At 37.3% G+C, this 20,768-nt stretch carries 22 protein-coding genes; 13 read left to right on the plus strand and 9 right to left on the minus strand.

All coding sequences use genetic code 11. The features are described from left to right. Positions 1–220: 220 nt before the first annotated feature. Positions 221–304 carry a YjcZ family sporulation protein gene (locus LS684_RS05440; RefSeq protein ID WP_110943592.1) on the plus strand — a complete coding sequence of 28 codons (84 nt, stop codon included), beginning with the start codon at positions 221–223 and terminating at the stop codon, positions 302–304. A 111-nt stretch (positions 305–415) separates the two neighbouring features. Here the strand turns inward: LS684_RS05440 and LS684_RS05445 are convergent, their stop codons facing one another. From LS684_RS05445 to LS684_RS05460, 4 genes are all read right to left on the minus strand, one after another. Then, a complete protein-coding gene (locus tag LS684_RS05445) occupies positions 416–595 on the minus strand; it encodes a hypothetical protein (RefSeq protein ID WP_233810599.1) in 180 nt (59 codons plus the stop codon). Positions 596–757: 162 nt separating this feature from the next. Further along, a complete protein-coding gene (locus LS684_RS05450) occupies positions 758–1,309 on the minus strand; it encodes a DUF3267 domain-containing protein (RefSeq protein ID WP_233810600.1) in 552 nt (183 codons plus the stop codon). Positions 1,310–1,533: 224 nt separating this feature from the next. Beyond that, entirely contained in the window at positions 1,534–2,109 is a 576-nt protein-coding gene (locus LS684_RS05455) for an HTH-type transcriptional regulator Hpr (protein WP_233810601.1), read from the minus strand. A 250-nt stretch (positions 2,110–2,359) separates the two neighbouring features. After that, on the minus strand, positions 2,360–2,713 hold the full coding sequence (locus tag LS684_RS05460) for a YtxH domain-containing protein (protein ID WP_233810602.1): 354 nt from the start codon (positions 2,711–2,713) through the stop codon (positions 2,360–2,362). Between the two features lie 306 nt (positions 2,714–3,019). Between LS684_RS05460 and yhzF the strand changes: the two genes are divergently transcribed. Beyond that, a complete protein-coding gene (gene yhzF, locus LS684_RS05465; RefSeq protein WP_233810603.1) occupies positions 3,020–3,211 on the plus strand; it encodes a membrane protein YhzF in 192 nt (63 codons plus the stop codon). Positions 3,212–3,272: 61 nt separating this feature from the next. Here the strand turns inward: yhzF and LS684_RS05470 are convergent, their stop codons facing one another. From LS684_RS05470 to LS684_RS05480, 3 genes are all read right to left on the minus strand, one after another. Next, on the minus strand, positions 3,273–3,800 hold the full coding sequence (locus tag LS684_RS05470; RefSeq protein WP_233810604.1) for a tryptophan transporter: 528 nt from the start codon (positions 3,798–3,800) through the stop codon (positions 3,273–3,275). A 190-nt stretch (positions 3,801–3,990) separates the two neighbouring features. Next, positions 3,991–5,076: a 3-phosphoserine/phosphohydroxythreonine transaminase gene (gene serC / locus LS684_RS05475; protein WP_233810605.1), complete on the minus strand. Its 1,086-nt coding sequence runs from the start codon at positions 5,074–5,076 to the stop codon at positions 3,991–3,993. A gap of 539 nt (positions 5,077–5,615) precedes the next feature. After that, positions 5,616–6,041, minus strand: coding sequence for an HIT family protein (locus tag LS684_RS05480; RefSeq protein ID WP_233810606.1), 426 nt, complete (start codon positions 6,039–6,041; stop codon positions 5,616–5,618). Positions 6,042–6,841: 800 nt separating this feature from the next. Between LS684_RS05480 and LS684_RS05485 the strand changes: the two genes are divergently transcribed. From LS684_RS05485 to LS684_RS05500, 4 genes are all read left to right on the plus strand, one after another. Then, positions 6,842–7,582 (plus strand): ABC transporter ATP-binding protein, encoded by a 741-nt coding sequence (locus LS684_RS05485; protein ID WP_233810607.1) that lies wholly within the window; start codon positions 6,842–6,844, stop codon positions 7,580–7,582. Then, a complete protein-coding gene (locus tag LS684_RS05490; protein WP_233810608.1) occupies positions 7,575–8,786 on the plus strand; it encodes an ABC transporter permease in 1,212 nt (403 codons plus the stop codon). The genes LS684_RS05485 and LS684_RS05490 overlap by 8 nt, the downstream gene beginning before the upstream one ends. Positions 8,787–9,256: 470 nt before the next feature. After that, positions 9,257–9,985 (plus strand): EcsC family protein, encoded by a 729-nt coding sequence (locus LS684_RS05495; RefSeq protein WP_233810609.1) that lies wholly within the window; start codon positions 9,257–9,259, stop codon positions 9,983–9,985. Between the two features lie 40 nt (positions 9,986–10,025). After that, the gene (locus LS684_RS05500; RefSeq protein WP_233810610.1) at positions 10,026–10,661 is read left to right on the plus strand and encodes a phosphatase PAP2 family protein; all 636 of its coding nucleotides are present in this window, start codon (positions 10,026–10,028) and stop codon (positions 10,659–10,661) included. A gap of 378 nt (positions 10,662–11,039) precedes the next feature. Here LS684_RS05500 and LS684_RS05505 read toward each other — a convergent pair whose 3' ends face one another. Next, on the minus strand, positions 11,040–12,443 hold the full coding sequence (locus tag LS684_RS05505; protein ID WP_233810611.1) for a hypothetical protein: 1,404 nt from the start codon (positions 12,441–12,443) through the stop codon (positions 11,040–11,042). Positions 12,444–12,687: 244 nt separating this feature from the next. Here LS684_RS05505 and liaF point away from each other — a divergent pair, with 244 nt between their 5' ends. The 3 genes from liaF to LS684_RS05520 are packed head-to-tail and all read left to right on the plus strand — an operon-like array spanning position 12,688 to position 15,237. Beyond that, on the plus strand, positions 12,688–13,542 hold the full coding sequence (liaF, locus tag LS684_RS05510; RefSeq protein WP_432418816.1) for a cell wall-active antibiotics response protein LiaF: 855 nt from the start codon (positions 12,688–12,690) through the stop codon (positions 13,540–13,542). Between the two features lie 10 nt (positions 13,543–13,552). After that, positions 13,553–14,599 carry a sensor histidine kinase gene (locus tag LS684_RS05515; protein WP_233810613.1) on the plus strand — a complete coding sequence of 349 codons (1,047 nt, stop codon included), beginning with the start codon at positions 13,553–13,555 and terminating at the stop codon, positions 14,597–14,599. Next, positions 14,596–15,237, plus strand: a complete 642-nt coding sequence (locus tag LS684_RS05520; RefSeq protein ID WP_233810614.1) for a response regulator transcription factor — start codon at positions 14,596–14,598, stop codon at positions 15,235–15,237. Before LS684_RS05515 ends, LS684_RS05520 begins: the two co-directional genes overlap by 4 nt. 197 nt (positions 15,238–15,434) lie before the next feature. On the opposite strand, the gene LS684_RS05525 is transcribed toward LS684_RS05520, so the two are convergent. Then, positions 15,435–15,944, minus strand: a complete 510-nt coding sequence (locus LS684_RS05525; protein WP_233810615.1) for an antibiotic biosynthesis monooxygenase family protein — start codon at positions 15,942–15,944, stop codon at positions 15,435–15,437. A 371-nt stretch (positions 15,945–16,315) separates the two neighbouring features. Here LS684_RS05525 and hemE point away from each other — a divergent pair, with 371 nt between their 5' ends. From hemE to LS684_RS05545, 4 genes are all read left to right on the plus strand, one after another. Continuing rightward, entirely contained in the window at positions 16,316–17,362 is a 1,047-nt protein-coding gene (hemE, locus tag LS684_RS05530; protein ID WP_233810616.1) for a uroporphyrinogen decarboxylase, read from the plus strand. Positions 17,363–17,502: 140 nt separating this feature from the next. Continuing rightward, on the plus strand, positions 17,503–18,435 hold the full coding sequence (hemH, locus tag LS684_RS05535; RefSeq protein WP_233810617.1) for a ferrochelatase: 933 nt from the start codon (positions 17,503–17,505) through the stop codon (positions 18,433–18,435). Between the two features lie 113 nt (positions 18,436–18,548). Next, complete coding sequence (gene hemY / locus LS684_RS05540; protein WP_233810618.1) at positions 18,549–19,982, plus strand: protoporphyrinogen oxidase; 1,434 nt, start codon at positions 18,549–18,551, stop codon at positions 19,980–19,982. A gap of 172 nt (positions 19,983–20,154) precedes the next feature. After that, complete coding sequence (locus tag LS684_RS05545) at positions 20,155–20,727, plus strand: TetR/AcrR family transcriptional regulator (protein ID WP_233810619.1); 573 nt, start codon at positions 20,155–20,157, stop codon at positions 20,725–20,727. Positions 20,728–20,768: the final 41 nt, after the last annotated feature.

Raw genomic sequence — 20,768 nt, forward strand, 5'->3', positions numbered from 1 at the left:
GCCCTCACTGGATAGCTAAATGTTATTCGTGTTTCATTTATGTTAATCAAGAATATAGAGGCTGATAATAGACCTGGCACTGTTAAAGGACTGCTGTGTGAAGCAGTTTGCCAAGGGGATTTTTAGCAAGTGATGGGGGATCCAGAATAGGGGAGGCTCAGTGCTTCTCATGAAATAAGCAAGTCAGTCATTTCAGCTTGTTAAGAAAGGAGGTGTTATCATGGGTGCAGGTTACGGTAGCGGTTTCGCGTTAATCGTTGTATTGTTCATTCTTTTAATCATTGTTGGTGCTGCTTGGTTATAAGAAGGAGCGGCCGTTCGACGTACGATGTAGAACTCGAAGGAAAATAAAGAGCATGAGGTTTAACTCATGCTCTTTCCTTATACATAATGCTCAATCCTATGTACCCAAAGCTTAAGCGAATAGAATTTCTATATAAGAAGAAATTAGTAATATTGTAATCAGAACATTAATGGTCCGGAATACTTTTGGCTGCCGCTCTTCGGGGATTTCCTTTTGTAAACAAAGGGAATTTGTCATCTTATTAATATAGAATAAAATGAATATAGCAAAGAAAATAAACATGGAGATCATCGACGATTCCCTCCTGTATGTATAGATTTGGTATGTTACCTACAATAACAAATATTTGTAAAAAAAGATAGTAGTAACATTCATAACTTATTCTATTCAAGAACCAATCATTTTTATGAACAGCAGTTTGAAACGAAAAAGGCACTCAGGGTGAATGCCTTTTTAATAAGCGTTGTTCTTAATTAATATTTCAATCCCATCATCATTTTCCTCAATAAACGATCCTTTCGGTGCGAAAAGAACATTCTTTACACTAATCATATCAGATACACACATTCCTACATGAAATGCAAGAATAATTGTTAAATAGTGCACGTAATGAGGGAATAGATAACATGCAAATATTAATAGGGGGTTTATAATGACAAATGGCATAAGAGACGCTGTTAAGAATAACCATTTTTTTATTGGTTCATTCACGCGTATATGAATCACCGGTATGCAACTATAATAAAGGCACACATTTTTTTGTACCTTTTCGCCCATACCCATGAGAGGGACAAGGTGCAAAAATTTGTGGAGCGGGTAAACTAGCATCGCTCCTAAGACGAAAAACAAAAAGTGATTATCGTATAGGGAAGTTGCTCCGTCAAATAAGTAAGTAAATGGAACATAAAGTAAAATAAAAGAAAATAGCATGGTTAAGGAAGACAATATGAAAAGTCTTTGAGTACCATATTGTTTAGCCAAATTTACCGTCTTCCAGCAATTCATCGTATCAGCCCTCCAAAAGGAGAAATTATTATAAGGTTTATAAAACTTACTAACATAATTTACGACGAATTAAGCAAAAAAGCAATAGAAATTTTGCCGACAAATATGGACATTCCTTGCCGAGTTTCAATAGAAGGAATTGTTTGTGAAATGATGAACATAAAAAGGGGAAAATTGGAAGCGGAAGAGGTGTGCTGACATCCGCTTATTAAAGTGATTCGTAATTATACGTATTCTTTATCTACTGGGTTTTTTTTCTTGATTTTCCCATCTTCTTCAACAAAATCGTGTTCAATTTTACTAAAAGATCTTTCGAAGATTTCCATGAAATCATCACCGTAAATATTGCGTACAATAGCCATCATCTCAATGACCTCTGGAAATTTTCCATATAAGTCCCTTAGTGGTTTAGCACCTGAAAAAGCTGCATTCTTATCAGGCTCATACGTCTCCATTAATTCTAGTAAAACGCTTTCACCCTTTTCAGTCAATTGAACATACGTATTTCTTTTATCATTTTCCTTTTTAGAAAATTGTAGTAATCCCCGTTCCTCTAATTTCTTAGAAAAATTGAAGGCAGTTGATACATGCATAACACCAAATTTTGCCACGTCAGATATGGAAGCTCCATTTAAATGATAAGAAATCCAAAGGATATGGTGCTCATTGATATTAAGGTCAAATGGCTTAATCCATTGCTGCCAATCTTTTTCAATTGATTTCCATAACGCTTTACTGATCTGTGCAATCCTTTGACTGAAAAGCAAAGCTTCCTTCATTGAATATTGTTTTTCTGTCATCCCTGATTTCACCTACTTTTTGATTTCATATATTCATTATGCCAATAAAACAAAAATTAATAAAGATATAAATTTGCGAAATTTTTAGAAATATTTTTCGATACTAAGTTAAAGGTATTAATTACTGGATACTATACGATTTCAATCTGTAGTATCTGAACTGAAAATTTTTATAATATATTGGTTTTTCATTTACTAAAGAAACTCCTTCTTTCTATTTAGATACTTAAGAATGAAGGAGTTTCTTTGATTAATTTTCTGGTTTGCTCTCTAATTCTTCTATGGAGTGTTCTATGGCCCGGAGCTCATCTTGAATCGCTTGTTGATGTGGTTCTACTTCTTTTTTCCAAGTCGATATTGAGTGATTCAAGTCTTTTGTAAGAGCTGTAATGGTTCCCTTTCCTTGTTGTGATAACTTGATCGCTGAATTTTTTACCTCAATAATGCTCTCTTGAAGTTCTTGTATATGCTCTGACCAAATTTTTTTATTTGCTTGGAGATTTTTTCTAGTTTCATTACCCGAAGCAGGCGCAGTCAGTAATGTTGCAATAGCAGCAGCAGCTCCTCCAACGACAAATCCAATGAATGCAGACTTTCCTCTCATTTATTACACCTCATATCTAATCTTTTTCAAAGACTGTTTTCCCAATACTTTCATATATAAACAAATACTTGAGAAACAAGCTCCAATTTGTATGAGAAATCAAAAGCAACTTGTTTTAAATAAAGAATATTTACAAAATTCTACAAAAATAAGTGAAATCCTTTATTTATCAAGTTTATCATACCTTTCTGTTCATTGGTTTTTCATAGGGGAATTGCTTGTTGCATACATATAATTAATCAACAAATAATCGCTAGGTATCATATATTGTTAGACGTTAGGACGAGCGGAAGGAGTGGAAGGGACTTGGCAGGAGTTGTGTTCGGCATATTTGCACTAAGTGCCGTTTTATTTTACGGGGCATTTCATTACTTGATTGCAACGCAAAAAACAGGAGTTTATCCACCGAAACACGTGTTACGTAAAAGAGCAGGTGTTTTAGCGGCATCAGCCCTTGGTGCATTGTTACTAGGGATCATCATGTATAGCTTTCAATAGGGTGAAATTTTAAATAATAATGAAAAAGGAACCTGGAAATTCAGGTTCCTTTTTGTATATTTTATTGTGTAATCGTTGTTTGTGTTAGCTTCGTTCTTTTCACAATCGATTGAGCTACCGGGTATAATACAACCATTGTAATTGTATTTACAGCAGTTGTTGGTAAAACAACAGCTCCAAATAGTGCAGCAAATGGACCAGGAAGCCCTGCAATGAGATAAGCTGATGTTAAGAAGATTATTCCAGAAATAATAGTACCTACAGCTGTTAAAATAGCAACAGTGACAACAGATTTTTGAAATTTCTTTAATGCTAGAAACAATCCAAAAAACAAGAACGCAGTAATTGGCTTATCAATTAAATTTGGAAACAATCCCGCTGGAAACGTAGTAGTTAACCCTGAAATTAAGCCGGTTACTAAACCAAGTAATAAAACACTTTTCTTTTCTGGAAATAGGACAATTCCGATAAACATCATAGTCAACATCATGTCAGGCTTCATTCCTAAGAAGAATCCTGGAACTACAGCGTGAAGTACGGCACCCATTCCTACAAGTAGTGATAGTGCAACAAGATTTTTCGTATTCAATTCTCATCTCTCCTCATCTAAACTAGACTATTCTATGTTTCTCCTACAGTGCACTCATTGCCTGTAGCGAAAAACTTTCTATAATTATAACATAATTTAATGGGAATCCAAGGATGTTTTTTCAATTGGTCTGATAAATTTAGAACAATCTTACTATCTAAAGATTAAAGCTTAGTAAAAGTAGCTCATTTTAGCTGTATTGAAGCTGAAATTCTTTCATAAATTGAGCTAATTGAACAACATCATCCTGTGGGACCGCATTATAAATAGAAGCTCTGCACCCCCCGATGGATCGGTGACCACTTAGTCCAACAAACCCTCTGGATTTAGCCTCTTGAAGAAATTGCTTTGTGTATTCTTCTGAAGGTAGAGTAAATGTTACGTTCATTAAAGACCGACTTTCAACTGTCGCATGCCCATTGAAAAAACCGCTACTTTCATCTATTACTGAGTAAAGAATGTTAGCTTTTTGTTGGTTATGTTTCGCCATAACGTCTACACCGCCAATTTCCTCCACCCATTCAAGGACGAGATACAGTAAATAAATGCTAAGAGTAGGCGGAGTGTTATAGAGTGACTGACTATTTGCATGTGTTTGATAATTTAACATCGTAGGCAAGGAAGAAGGGGCTTTCTCTAAAAGTTGTTTGTGAATCATTACAACGGTAACTCCAGATGGTCCTAAATTCTTTTGTGCACCTGCATAGATAAGGCCAAATTTGTTGACATCAATCGGTTTACTTAGAATATCACTCGACATATCTGCAATAAGTGGAACTGATATATCCGAAGGGTAGCTGCTCCATTGGGTACCATAAATGGTATTGTTGCTTGTAAGATGAACATAGGCTGCATCGCTTGGTAAATTAGGCTGTTCTATATGAGGAATTGTTTGATATCCTAAAGCCTTCCCAGAGGAAAGTATCGATGTCCTGCCGATTTTCTCTGCTTCTTTTAAGGCTTTTTCTGACCAAGCTCCAGTGAGAATATAACAACCTACTTCATCTTCGCCTAGCAGATTCATTGGGACCATGGAGAATTGAAGACTTGCCCCTCCTTGTAAAAATAGGATTTCATAATCATCTGAAATGGCTAATAATCTTCTCAACCGGGCTTTTGCCCCTTCATGAACTAACTCATATTCTTTACTTCGATGACTTAATTCCATAATGCCCATACCTGTTCCATCGAAGTTTAACCAGTTTTTTGAAGCTTTCTCTAGTACTGGTTGCGGGAGGGCGGCTGGCCCTGCATTAAAGTTAAAAGTACGACGCAAAAAACACACCTCCTATAAAGTAAATACAATAACGCGGTAAAGGAACGAAAGATATACTTTATCCTACCAAAATATTGCTGTTGTTTTCTATAAAAATTTGAACATTTCGAAAAAATAAATAGAGCGGTTGAGGAATTTAATAATGGATTGGTTTAAGATGTTAACAGGGTAAGTTAGTTTTTCTACCATCATACGAATATAGAAAGAGGCTGGGACAAACGTATTTCAGTCAATAGTATATCCCAACGATCTGGAGTTATCTCCTTTTACTCGTTCGGGTATTTTTTTTGTTCGGAAAACAAATTCTTAAAATATAGTGGAATGGAGCAGAAGGCACTCGACTACTAAGGGAAATAGAGGAAAGCTGAGACACCAAAGCGTAGCGAGGAGGCACAGATTCCTCCCCGCGGAAAGCGAGTGTCTGCAGCGCAGGTGGAACGAACTTGCTTTTACAACCTAACTATTTGATTAAAGTCATTGTGCGTCTTTGGGAAGGAGTCATTTAGTTATGCCCCTGCCTCTTTTGGAGAATTTGAAGATCACTTATTTAGTTGCTGATGGATGCTTTTAGCAATATGTTGAAGTTCTTCGGGAGTGTATTCGTCTTGATGACTTTTCCATACGGCTCCAAATCCATCGCCCTTTCCATAGCGAGGTAGCAAGTGCATATGGTAATGGAACACGGATTGTCCTGCTTCTACACCGTTATTATTTAACGTATTTAACCCAATGGGTTGGTACTCAGCTTTGATGGCGTTTGCAATTGCAGGGACTACTTCAAAAAGATTTCGAGCGATTTCTGGTGTAAGCTCGTAAAGATTTTCCTTATGTACTTTTGGAATGACAAGTGTGTGGCCTTTAGTTACTTGGCTAATATCTAAAAATGCTAATACATGCTCATTCTCAAATACTTTTGCTGCAGGGATTTCACCATTTACTATTTTACAGAAAATACAATCACTCATACTCGAGCCTCCTAATGGTTATAAATACCAAGTTTTTAGCTTATTTTAGCACAGCACAATAGAAACGGGAAACAACAAAGACAGGATTCGCTAAGAATCCTGTCTTGTTTGAAGGGGAGTGCTTCTTTATATACGTTCATTTTCAGGAAACTTTTCTTTGACAAACACCTCATTTTTGATGTGTTGTATTACTTTATATGTTTCTCAACGTATAAAGCTAAAAGTGGCCTGCGACAAACACCTCATTTTTTAAATGATCAGATGAAATGTGTTTAATTTAGCTTAATTCGAATTCTGGTTCAAACGAACCATCCCCTTTTCTTCTAATTGCAATAGACAACTAAAAGCTTAGAAGATGTCTTTGATAAACACCTCATTTAGTTTTTAGGCTTGATGAATTGTGTTTATGGTTTAAAACGAATTCTGGTTCAAGCGTACCATCCCCTTTTTCTTTTAATTGCAATGACAACTAAAAGCTTAGAAGAAGATGTCTTTGATAAACACCTCATTTGTTTAGTGTTTTCGATTAGTGACCTATGGTTATTCGCATCTTGTGCAATGCAACCATCCCCTTATTCGAACGATTGAAGCCTATACTTATCTTGAAAGGAAAGAGTCTGGTGTAGACACCTCATCTCAAATGTTTAAGTGTTTTCCCCTTCAAAGATTAGGATGCCCGGGTAGGAAAGAAATATGTAAAAGAACAATATTTTTTGTCGGAAGAATCATTTAGGCTATTCCTACTTTTTAAATTGACATTTTGTTAAAATAAAAATAGCTTAAACGGGAGGACAAAATAAATGACATTATTGCAAATAAAAGAACTCACAGGTGGTTATTCAAGAACCCCTGTTTTAAAAAATGTTTCCTTTGATGTAAAGGCAAATGAAATAGTTGGCTTAATTGGGTTAAATGGAGCGGGAAAAAGTACAACTATTAAACACATCATTGGATTAATGGAGCCTCAAAAGGGAGAGGTAACGATCAATGGTCTTAGCTTTCATCTAGGGAAAGCAGAATATCGTAAACAATTTACCTTTGTTCCTGAAACACCCATACTATATGATGAATTAACGTTAGAGGAGCATTTAAAAGTAACAGCAATGGCTTACGGCATTGACGAAACAACGTATAAAAGCCGAATTGAAATCCTCTTAAAAGAATTTCGCATGCAAAAGCGATTAAAATGGTTCCCTGCTCATTTTTCAAAAGGGATGAAACAAAAGGTGATGATTATGTGTGCCTTTTTAGTACAACCTTCTCTTTATATTGTCGATGAACCATTTGTTGGACTAGACCCCCTTGGTATTCAATCACTATTGGATTTAATGAAAAAAATGAAAGATGATGGGGCAGGAATTTTAATGTCTACCCATATTCTAGCGACTGCAGAAAAATATTGTGATCGATTTGTCATTTTGCATGAAGGAGAAATTCGAGCGAAAGGCACTTTAAGTGAGCTACAAGAACAATTTGCAATGCCTAATGCGACTCTAGATGATCTCTATATTCAGCTAACAAAGGAAGAAGATTATGTTTGATGAAAAGAAGCTTTGGAAGGAGCGTTTTAGCTCAACCAATAAAGAACTAGGCCGTTACCTTCGTTATATATTTAATGGACATTTGGTGATTGTTCTCGTTTTTCTTTTAGGAACGGCAGCCTATTATTATCAAGAGTGGTTACGTACATTACCAACAGATTTTCCTGCAGCCATCGTTCTTGCGGTTTTCTTAGGAGGAATTCTGACTTATAGTCCAGTTTATACCTATCTTCTTGAAGCCGATCGAATTTTCTTGTTACCACTTGAAACGAAGCTTGGGAATTACTTTAAAAGGTCCATTGGTATTAGCTTTGTTTTTCAAGTATATTTGATTACTGTTGGGCTAGCTGTATTTATGCCAATGTACGCTCATGTAAATCATGGTTCTTTTCGGGCATTTGTCCCTTTTTTACTAGTGATAAGTGCAGTAAAGCTGGTGAATATACTAATCAAATGGCGAGTTCAATTCTACGTAGAGAAACGGGTACATGTTATCGATTCATGCATTCGATATTTTATTAATGGAAGCCTCCTTTATTTTTTATTTGCCAATGCTTCTCCTTTATATGCTGGTCTGATATGGTTGATGCTTCTTGGTTTATACTTCTACTACTCAAGCCAGACGAAAAATATGGGATTAAAGTGGGGGAGCTTGATTGAACAAGAGGAAAAGCGAATGGCAGCCTTTTACCGGCTGGCAAACATGTTTACAGATGTTCCTCAACTAAGGAACAGTGTGAAACGACGCAAATGGCTAGATTGGCTGTTTGGAACTTTACCATATGTAAAAGAGAAGACGTATAGTCATTTATATGCTCGCACTTTTTTGCGTGCAGGTGATTATTTTGGTTTGTTTATTCGATTGACGATTATCGGAGCCCTTGTTATATATTTTATCTCGTTTGGATATGGGCAACTATTGTTTGTGCTGTTATTTTTATACTTAACAGGCTTTCAGTTATTGCCTTTATGGATGCATTATCAGAATAAGCTTTGGGTCATGCTTTATCCGATAAAGGAAGCGGATCGGTTGAGGTCGTTTCAACGGTTGCTTGTCATGGTTCTTGGAATACAATCTTTGTTTCTGTCTTTGCCGATCTTATTAAAGGGAGACTTGCTTATCGGCTTATTGGCTATTTTTAGCGGATGGATATTTACCTATTTTTATGTCTTTATTTATAGCCAACAGCGGTTGAAATTGTAAGCTAGGAATCGTTTGAAAGTTGATTTCCGCTCCGAGGTGCTTGCTTCCCGCGGGGCGTATGAAGTGAGAAGTATTCAATAAGAGAGGCTGGGACATAAGTATTTCAGTCAAAGGAATATCCGAACGATCAGGAGTTATCTTCGTTTACTAGTTCGGGTATTTTTGTTTGTTCGGAAAACAAATTAATGGAGAGGAAGACACTCGACTACTAAGGGAAATAGAGGAAAGGCTGAGACACTAAAGCGCAGCGAGGAGGCTCAGATTCCTCCCCGCGGAAAGCGATAGTCTGCAGCGCAGGTGGAACGAACTTGTTTTTACAACCTAACTATTTTAAAAAAGTCATTGTTCGTCTTTGAGAAGGAGTCATATAGTTATGTCCCAGCCTCTTTCTTTTTGACCGAAACCTGTGGGTGATTTCAAACGTAGAATATATCCTATCATGTGAAGCAAAAGGGTGGGAGTAGAAGCTGATGAATGAATATGAACAAAAAACTTATGAAGAAGTTGAATTGTGGAAAAATAGAATGAAGAAGCGCTCAAGCGTATTTAACCGATTGTCAAAAAAAGCCCAAATCAAAGTGAATAATTTGATTCCTGAAAAGGTTCACACCATCCTGACAGAAAGTATTAAAAACATGGTGAAAGCTACTTTGGTTGGCTCCAATCTAACAACGAACAAGAAAAAACATCGATTCTCGACCTTAAAAGAACGAGATGAAAGACTGAAAGTGAGTTTAGCAGCATATCGGAAAACGGCTACCATAGAAGGAGCTGGAACTGGAGCAGGTGGGATATTTTTAGGATTGGCGGATTTTCCACTGCTACTTTCAATAAAAATAAAATTCTTATTCGAGGCGGCTGCCATCTATGGCTATGACACAAATCAGTTTGAAGAGCGATTATTTATTCTCCATATTTTTCAATTGGCGTTTTCAAGTGATGACCACCGTCGTGAAACCCTAGAATTATTGGAAAACTGGGAAAATAGAAAATCAGATCTAGTGGATTTGGAATGGAGAGTTTTTCAACAGGAGTATCGAGATTATATAGACCTTGCAAAAATGCTTCAGCTAGTTCCTGGCATTGGGGCTGTGGTTGGAGCTTATGCGAATTATAATCTTTTAGAGCATTTAGGAATAACCGCTATGAATGCTTATCGCATGAGGTTATTAGAAACTCCTCCCATACCACATAATTAAGAGATGAAATGATAAGGATATATATATGGAAAGAGGACAAATGAAGATCGTCGCTTTTACATCATTTTGTGTATTTGTTTTCTTGATCTACACTGTAACCTCTAATACTTCCTTAGTTGTTGATGAAGCCGTTGCTAGGTTTATACAGACCCTATTTCAAGAGAAGACATATCCATTCTTTAAGGGGATAACTTTTCTAGGATCTAAACTGATGATAGGTGCGATTTCATTATTCGTCATTGCATTTCTATGGATTGTAAGGAAGGACTATGTAGGGGTAGTTACCTTTACTTTCGCTGTAGCAATTGGATATGAAGGGAACATGCTATTAAAGGGCCTCATTGGGAGGCAAAGACCCAGTGGAGAGCATCTTGTTCATGTAAATAGCTTAAGCTTTCCGAGTGGACATGCCATGGTGGGCTTGATTCTATTTTCTTTTATCGCCTATTTTATCATAACAATGGTTGAATCAAGACTGGTTAAGTGGATTTCAGTTACTTTAGGTGCAGTGATTATTATATTTATTGGGGTCAGCCGAGTGGTACTTCAGGTGCATTATCCGACGGATGTCATTGGAGGATATGCATTAGGAATTACTTGGACAAGCTTATGGATTTCCATCCAACAGTCATTAAAAGAAAGACTAGGCAGAGTTAAAGAAAAGAAGTCTCCTTGACAAACGTTAAGGAGACTTTTTTGATTACTGCTGTTGATAGTTTGAATTTTTCTTAGCGGAACAAATTGACCTATTTTATAAAGGCTATTTTCAAAAGATTGTTGTTTTATACCAGGTAATATCACCTTCTTCATACGAAGGTTAACAGTTTGGAGCGGAAAGATGCGAGACGTCTGCGGGAGTATTGGGACAGTTGAGACCCAACATGCGAAGCCGAGGGGCTCATCGTCCCCGCCGCAAGCGAGTTTCCAGGGGCTCCAAACTGCCCATGTTTCAAAAATAATACTGTATACAAAACCAGCCTTTAAAAAAACTGTCAAGATAAAAATTAGTTCGAAAAACAAAAGGAATGCATGTAATTCTTGAAGTTGAACCAAATTATATTAAGAACATTGCAACAATCGTGGTTACAGTTAACCCGACTACTACAGGTATAACATTGCGTCTTGCTAGTTCAAAAGCATCTACATTACAGATGGCGGCTGCAGGAATTAGTGCCCAAGGGACAAGCGTTCCGCCACCTACCCAAATTCCCGCAATCTGACCTAGCGCGGTTAAGGTAGCTGCGCCAGATCCGATAGCTGTAGCAAATAGCTTTGCAATTGATCCAGCTAATGAAATCCCTGAAAATCCAGATCCATCTAATCCGGTTATTGCTCCTACTGCTGTTAATGTAATTGCGCCTACCTCTTTACTCAATGGAACGATAGCGGCTAACCCAATACCTAAGTCATTGACAATTCCTTGTGATGCATTCGGAAGATAATCGCCAATCATTGTCGTGAACCCAGCATCTCCTAAATAAAAAAAGGCAGCTATTGGAATAACAGGACCAAATACTTTAAAGCCAAATTGGAACCCTTCAATTAAATAGCTTGTTGTCTTTTCTAATCCCTTATGTTTATGACTAACTAGTGTAATAATGATTAAGATAAAAATCGACGTCCCACCAATTAATGCGGTAGCATCTCCCCCTTGGAGATTTTGTGTAAACATTAATACGACATCGATTAGAAAAAGGGTAGGGATCAAAAGGGCAAAGAATTTTTTTTGGTTTTTGGTTAATAGATTTGGTTGTGGCTCGGGAAATTCCGAAGAAGTGTTACCTGCTGTGGAACCAGGGTGAACGGAGAGTTTGCCCAATTTCATATCTCGCATTAGTAGATAAAAAGCAGTAACCGTTGTAACAGCACCCATTACAATTACTAATGGAATACTAGCTTGAATGACGTCACTTACAGGAAGGCCAGCGGCATCTGCCGTAAGCTTAGGAGCTGCTTGGATGATAAAGTCACCTGATAGAGCGATTCCATGACCAAATAAATTCATCGCTACTGCTACTCCAAGGGCAGGGAGTCCAACGCGTAGAGCTACTGGAAGCAACACAGCACCCATTAATGCAACAGCAGGAGATGGCCAAAAGAACCATGAAATAATCATCATGAGGATACCAATTGTCCAATAAGCAAGAGTGGGAGTACGAATTAATTTTGAAAAGGGAGAAATCATTACATCATTTATTCCTGTCTTGGTTAGAATTCTACTCATTGCTACTATAATAGAGATAACAAGAATAGTAGATAATAATTCATTTATGGCATAGATAAAGCTAGAAAAAATACTACTTATCGACATGGTAATCGATTCAGTAGCTGTAAGTGCAATCAAAAAGATCCCTAAAATACACACTAACGTCGTATCCCGCTTCATCACCATAAACGCAATAATGAGAAAGATAAAGCTTAAATAAATCCAGTGAAGTGCTGAAAAATCAACGACCATTGTTTATGGAGCCTCCTTTCCAATTCGAAATAGGGGAGTCCCGTTAGATAGGCAATCCCCCATATTCTGAACGTAATACAGAATATGTTCAGTCATTAAAGTTGTGAGGCGTAAATGAAAATATATCAGTCTAGAGGCGGAGAAGGTAGCGACTACAGGTTGTTCTTAAGAGATAGAAAAAATAGTAGTATACAGATAAGTAGTAAGGTTGAAAAAGGATTTAGATAAAGAATATCGAAATTGTATGATAATCATAAGAAAGAAGGGGTCTTTGTTGCGGTATCGTTCGATTAATCAAATTTTCTTCGCGTTATGTTTATTTGCGATTGGCACTTTACTTCTCCTTGTAAATATAGGTGTCATTTCCTTGGAAATAAAAGAACTTTTTGTCGTTTCCTATCCTTTCGTGTTATTTGCCTTTTCAATAGGTAAGTTAATATATGCTATTACCATTCGGAAAGGATGGTTCGGTTATTTAATTTTAACGTTTTTTTCAAGTCTGCTAATAGTTGACCGTTTTAATATCATTAATTTTCAATTTTGGGATTTCTGGAAGTTATGGCCTATATTGCTTATCTTCATTGGTGTGAACTTGCTATTAAACAAGGGTCGGGTCAAGGTTCACATATCTTCTGATGTTCCCCTTGAAAAATATCAATCTAAGGATAAGGTTATTGAGCAGGACGAGGTAGGAAATCAAGGTACAAAAGTAAAAATCGCTCAGAAATTTAGAGGTTTTTCTATAGGAGATGTAAACTTTAAGTCCTCCAATTGGGCTGTCGAACCAATGGAGCTTTACAACACAATTGGGGATTATTTTATTGATTTTAGCAAAGCGTTTATTCCCGAAAAGGAAACGCCTATTCGTCTTCAAGGGGTAATAGGAGATGTCAATATCCTGATTCCAGATGACATTCCAGTTGAAATTCATACGAAGGTAAAGGTTGGAGATATTCGTTTATTTGAACTAGATTCGGAGGGTGAATTATCAGCAAATAGAGAAATTTATTACAAATCTCCAGACTATGATGATGCGACAAGGAAGCTACGTATGGAAATATCATTAAAAATCGGATCTATTCGAATAGATCGGGTTTAGGGGTAGTTATATGAAAATAGAAAAAGGTATTAGATATTGGTTTGTTCAAAGTTTCGTCATGTTAGGGATTATCGGCCCGCTCTTTTTTTTCGTCGGACTGCAATTGTACTTGTTTAACAATGAGAACCCTCAGTTTACGATTCAAACAACTTTTTGGCTAACGCTTTATATGTTTGTTGTTCTTATTCTTGTTGGAGGTTATTTGGGTATTAAAGGGAGCTATCTCTTTAAAGGAAGATTGAGCGACATTTTACTATACGTTTCCACATTAAGAAGTGGAAAGTTTTCTGAAAGAATGCCTGTTTTTGAAAAGGACGAGATTGGATTAATCTGTGAAGAATTAAACCAACTAGCCGAATTTATCCAGGAGCAGGTATACTCCATGCAAAGGCTAGCAAATGAAAGGTCTACACTTGCACAATCAGCTCACACAGCTGCCGTTATTGAAGAAAGGCAGCGTCTCGCAAGGGATCTGCATGATGTGGTAAGTCAACAGTTATTTGCCCTTAGTATGATGTCGTCAGCGACCATTCGTCTGTTTGATACAAATCCAACTCGTGCAAAAGAGCAGTTAGAGCAAATTGCTGATATAGCAGCTAAAGCCCAAGGAGAAATGAGAGCTTTACTCCTTCATTTACGTCCTGTAGAACTTAGCAATGATAGCCTGTGTGATGGAATCATTAAGCTTATTCAAGAACTGAAAGAAAAAACAACCATTCATTTCAAGGCAAGCATTGATGAGATTGAGCATATATCTAAGGCAGGGGAGGAGCATTTGTTTCGCATCGTACAAGAGGCACTGTCAAATATCCTTAGACACTCTCAAGCCAGCAAAGTAGAAATCACCTTAACAGAAAAGGAAGAGTACGTTCATTTATTTATTGGGGATAACGGCAAAGGGTTTGATCCTCAAAATGAGAAAGTCACATCATACGGTTTAAAAACAATGCGTGAAAGATGTGAAGAGGTAGGGGGAGTATTCAAGGTTCGTTCGAAGCTGAATGAGGGTGCGTATATTAATATTCGTATACCAACAATTGGGGGGGATTCGAAATGATACGAGTAGTAGTAGTAGACGATCATGAAATGGTAAGGAAAGGAATCATTTCATATTTAATTACTGAGCCAGAAATTGAAGTAGTTGGAGAGGCAAGCTGTGGGAATGATGCCGTTGCACTTGTTATAAAAGAAAAACCGCAAGTAGTTTTAATGGATCTCTTAATGGAGAATGGAAATGGGATAGAAGCAACTAAGACAATTTTAAAAACATACCCTCAATGTAAAATCATTATTATTACGAGTTTTTATGATGATGAACAAGTTTTTCCTGCGATTGAAGCGGGGGCGTTTAGCTATATGTTGAAAACGGCAACGGCAGCTGAGGTTGTTACCGCTATCCGAAAAGCAGCAAGAGGGGAAACAGTTATAGAACCGAAAGTGGCGAATAAAATGATGAATCGCTTGAGACCACAAGAAACGAAGCCTCATGATGAACTGACAGAAAGAGAATTTGAAGTGTTAACCTGCATTGGAGAGGGAATGACCAATCAACAAATTAGTGAGGAGCTCTTTATTGGAATTAAAACAGTTAAGTCCCATGTAAGCAATATCTTAAGCAAGTTAGGTGTAGCTGATCGTACTCAAGCAGCTGTATATGCTAATCGGAATGGGATTATTAAAAAAATTGAGCAGTAATAAAGGGATGTCCACGCTTCATGGACATCCCTTTATTACTGCTTAAGAAAATTGATCATATGTAAATAAACGCTTCGACATCCACTAGGCCATAATTCAAATTAGAATGGAAGGAAAGAATATTTACTATTCTAAACTGTCTAACTTGCTCTATCCTGACTAAGGCGCACTCAGCTTTTGTTAAAGCTCCAAGCTAGTTACCCAGTGGTGATTTCATAACTTGTAACAAAGGATGGGCGAGCAAATATTTGTGGTTGTTGCTTGTCTACTCCTTGCTCTGTTCCTCTTTTTTCATGGGCTTTGTTATAGGCTTGTGAATCTTGCCATGCTTTAAAGTCCTTTTCTTCTTGCCAAAGCGTTAAGATGACATATGTATCATTTGATAGTGGTCTTAGTACACGTATGGCTACAAATCCTGGCTCACTCTCAATCAAGCCAGCTCGGTTCTTAAAACGGTACTCAAAGATTGGTCTACCTTCCTCGGTTACAGGGATGTTATTTAAGACAGCGAAACCAGCCCCATCCAATGTTCCTGAGGAATCAATTACTTCATACTTTCTCGGTTCATTAAATACGGATTCTCCCTCAGTTTCATGTAATAATAGAGCATCTTCTCCCGCATGCATTAACATCATTTGATCATCACGATGCTGTGAATGCAAGTTACTTAAATAATCAACTGTTCCATTCGTTAAATAGACATTCATTGTGATCACCTCATACACATTTATTGGTTGCTGTTCTTTAAGCGGTTCTTTCTCAATTTTTATTATAACGGTTTAAAAAGGGAACGCATAATAATAGCTCTCTAAAGTTATCTCGAAATTGTCAATAATACGTCAAAAATAATGTGACAAATTTGGATGACCATCATAGGTTTCATTGGATATAATCAACTTTGAAATAGAACGGACTAGCGGAAAAACGTCAATTTATTGACAATTCACTAGGTTATCTATACAACCATAGTAGAAAAGGCTATATTGAAATAAGCCAATTTAGAATAGCGAATGTTTATTTTTGTTGATATATATTACAATGTTAAACAGATATGTTAGGAAAGGTGGAAATTTGTCAAATGACGAGAGAATTTAATGATACGTTTTTAAAAGCTGCTAGAGGAGAGAGGACTGACTATGTACCGGCTTGGTATATGCGACAAGCTGGACGTTCTCAACCAGAATATCGGGCAATTAAAGAGAAATATTCTTTATTTGAAATTACTCATCAACCAGAGCTGTGTGCATATGTAACGCGTCTGCCAGTAGAACAGTATGATGTGGATGCTGCCATTCTTTACAAGGATATTATGACACCGCTTCCAGCTATAGGAGTGGATGTTGAGATAAAGACAGGAATTGGTCCGGTCATTTCGAACCCAATCCGGTCTATGGCGGATGTAGAAAAGCTTGGTGAAATTCACCCAGAGGAAGATGTACCTTATGTCTTCGAAACGATCAAGCTCTTAACGCAAGAACAATTATCCGTTCCGCTTATCGGGTTTGCTGGTGCACCATTTACCCTTGCAAGCTATATGATCGAAGGTGGTCCTTCAAAGAATTACAATAAGACAAAAGCCTTCATGTATTCAGAGCCAAAAGCTTGGTTTGCGTTAATGGATAAACTAGCTGAAATGACCATTACATATGTGAAATCACAGGTAAATGCAGGAGCTCGTGCAATTCAAATTTTTGACTCTTGGGTAGGGGCGTTAAACGTACAGGATTACCGCTACTTTATTAAGCCTGTTATGAACCGAATTTTTTCTAGTCTACGTGAGTTAAATGTACCTTTAATTATGTTTGGTGTTGGTGCTAGTCACTTAGCTTTAGAATGGCATGACCTCCCATTAGATGTAGTAGGGTTAGACTGGAGATTACCAATAAGTGAAGCTCGAGAAATGGGAATTACGAAAACGGTTCAAGGAAATCTGGACCCTTCTATTTTGTTAGCTCCTTGGGACGTAATTGAAGAACGAGCGAAAGCGATCTTAGATCAAGGAATGGAACATCCTGGATATATCTTTAACTTAGGACATGGCGTGTTCCCTCAAGTAAACCCAGATACATTGAAGAAGTTAACTACTTTTATTCATGAATATTCAGCTTCAAAGCTAGGAAAATAACCACCCTTTGTCTAGGGATTAGATGCTTCTATAATAAAAGAACTACTTAGTTCTTTTTCCAATTTGAGCATTCGAATTGGTAAGTTAGTCGGATTTTTGGCACAATAATGGACTAGATACAAATTAAAGAGGTGGAATAAATGACAAAGAAGAAGATGGGGTTACTTGTAATGGCTTACGGGACTCCATATAAAGAAGAAGATCTAGAACGTTATTATACGCATATCAGAAGAGGGAGAAAACCTTCTCCAGAAATGCTAGAAGAATTAAGAGAAAGATATGATGCGATTGGTGGAATTTCTCCACTTGCACGAATTACACTTGATCAAGCGGAGGCTCTTGAAAAGCATCTAAATGAAGTACAACATGAAATAGAATTTAAGATGTATCTAGGACTTAAGCATATTGAGCCATTTGTAGAAGACGCGGTTAAACAAATGAAAGAGGACGGGATTGAAGAAGCTGTTAGCATTGTGCTTGCTCCTCATTTCTCTACTTTCAGTGTTAAATCATATAATGGCCGGGCGAAAGAAGAAGCAGACAAGCTTGGTGGTCCTAAATTTACCTTTGTCGAAAGTTGGTATAATGAACCTAAGTTTATCCAATACTGGGTGAATCAAGTGAAACAAACACTCGAGTCAATGCCGAAAGAAGAACAAGACCATGCCGTTCTTATCGTATCTGCACACAGTTTACCTGAAAAAATCCTTCAATTAGGCGATCCATATCCACAGCAGTTGAAAGAAACAGCAGCACTAATCGCTAAGGGTGCTGGAGTTGAAAATTATGAGGTAGGCTGGCAAAGTGCTGGAAACACACCAGAGCCATGGCTTGGACCAGATGTACAAGACTTAACAAAAGAACTATACGATGAAAAGGGTTATAAGGCTTTTGTCTATACTCCAGTTGGTTTTGTATCAGACCATTTAGAAGTTCTGTTTGATAATGACTATGAATGCAAAGTAGTTACTGATGAGATAGGTGTTAGCTACTATCGACCAGAAATGCCAAACGCTAAGCTAGAGTTTATTGATGCAATGGCTACGGTCGTATTAAATAAACTATCTGAATAAATAATAGCTTTTCTTGTAAAGAGAAGGATGTTTACGAAAATAGTCTTTTATTAAAGGGTAGAGATAATAGGCTTGATAGAGTCGAAATACCATAGAAAAGAAGGCGATTTACAGTGTTGGAAGAGAAGAAAAGGGTTGTAATAGTTGGAGGGGGAATTACGGGGATAACTGCTGCATATTATTTGCAGAAGTATGCAAAGGGGCAGAATCTATCAATTGATGTCAAGCTTGTGGAAGCTTCCCATCGTTTAGGAGGGAAGATTCAAACAGTCATTCAAGATGGATATGTAATTGAAAGGGGTCCAGATTCCTTTTTAGCTAGAAAGCAAAGTGCATCACGGCTAGCGAGAGAAGTTGGGATGGCTGATCAACTGATCAGTAATACAGCAGGAAAATCGTATGTTCTTGTGAAAGAGCGACTACACCCAATGCCAGGTGGCTCAATTATGGGAATTCCAACTGAGGTAGGGCCATTCGTTACAACTGGCTTGTTTTCAATGAAAGGCAAGTTAAGAGCAGCTGCCGATTTTGTGTTACCTCGTTCAAATCCAGCTGAAGATCAATCCTTAGGACAATTCTTCCGACGTCGCCTAGGGGATGAAGTTGTAGAAAATTTAATTGAGCCGCTGCTATCAGGAATTTACGCTGGTGATATCGATCAATTAAGTTTAATGTCAACTTTTCCACAGTTTTACCAAGTGGAGCAAAAATATCGGAGCTTGGTAATTGGAATGAAGAAGGGTACTCCATCACCACCTAAAAATTCTCATGCGAAGCAAAAAAGCAAGGGTATCTTTCTGACTGTAAAGACGGGATTACAATCATTGGTGGATGCAATCGAAGATAATATGGATGATGGCTCAATTCTAAAGGGGCATCGAGTGGAGCAAATTCTCAAAAAAAGCAATAGCTATGAGCTTTCCTTAACTAGTGGAGAGATTATGATTGCAGATGCTGTAATTGTTTCGACTCCACACCATATCACACAATCGATGTTTTCAACATATCCCTTTTTCAATTCACTGAAGGAAATGCCTTCTACATCGGTCGCAACAGTTGCATTGGCATTTCCCGAAGAAGCTATTAATAAAGATATCGATGGGACAGGGTTTGTCGTGTCTCGAAATAGTGATTATACAATTACGGCTTGTACGTGGACGCATAAAAAATGGCCACATTCTACTCCAAAAGGAAAAGTGCTGCTACGTTGCTATGTCGGTAGGGCAGGTGATGAAGCAGTTGTGGAATTATCGGATGATGAGATTGTGAAGATCGTACTCCTAGATTTGAAAAAAACGATGGATATTACTGCGGATCCTGAATTTACGATAATATCACGTTGGAAGGATTCGATGCCACAATATACGGTGGGCCATAAAAAGCGTATCGAAGTACTGAAACAAAGTGTAGATCAAGAGCTACCAGGTGTATTTTTAGCTGGAAGCTCCTTTGATGGTCTTGGTCTTCCAGACTGTATTGATCAAAGTGAAGCCGTCGTGAGTAGTGTGTTAGACTATTTATATGAGAAAAAAGCTGTCCATTCGTGACAGCTTTTTTTACAAGGCAAATAATAGATTGTCTTTAGAGGATGCAATTAAATATTCTTATTCAAGAAGTTCATTTACGATTCCTAGTTGCCACAGTATAAAATGTCTGATATAGTAATAAACGTTACGAAATGACCCAAATGTTCATTTAGTCAAAATGGAGTGGTTTTCGATGTCAATAGACCGTAAACAATTAATTACAGACGCAGCAACGAAGTCATTTTCTCAATTTGGATACAAGGCGACAACAATGGATCATGTCGCAAGGATAGCCAATGTGGGAAAGGGGACCATCTATACTTTTTATAAAAACAAGGAAGAGCTATTTGATGAAATTATTTCAAGTCTCATTCGTGAAATGAAGCAAACAGCTGATGAATCCTTTGATTCAACCTTGTCTTTTAGAGTGAATGCCCATCGAGCACTTTATAAAATCTTGGAATTTAGAATCCAACATCAATTAACAATCAAACTTTTCCAAGAAGAAAGAGAAATGGGTACCCCAATTGTCATGGAAGCGATGGAAAAGTTGGAGAGAGCAATTATTTCGTATATAAAGGATAAAGTTATTCAAGCTATTGAAGCAAACGAAATTCAGGATGTTGATCCCGAGCTCACCGCTTTTATTATGTTAAAAACATATATCGCACTAATATTTGATTGGGAAAAGCATCATAAACCACTTGAGAAAGCAGAGATAGCCAAAGTAATTGAACAATATATTTTTAAAGGATTGTCTTTATAAGGAGATAATCCTTCCTTTTTTCACTGGATTGACTAAATGAA

It is taken from the genome of Cytobacillus spongiae (assembly GCF_021390075.1).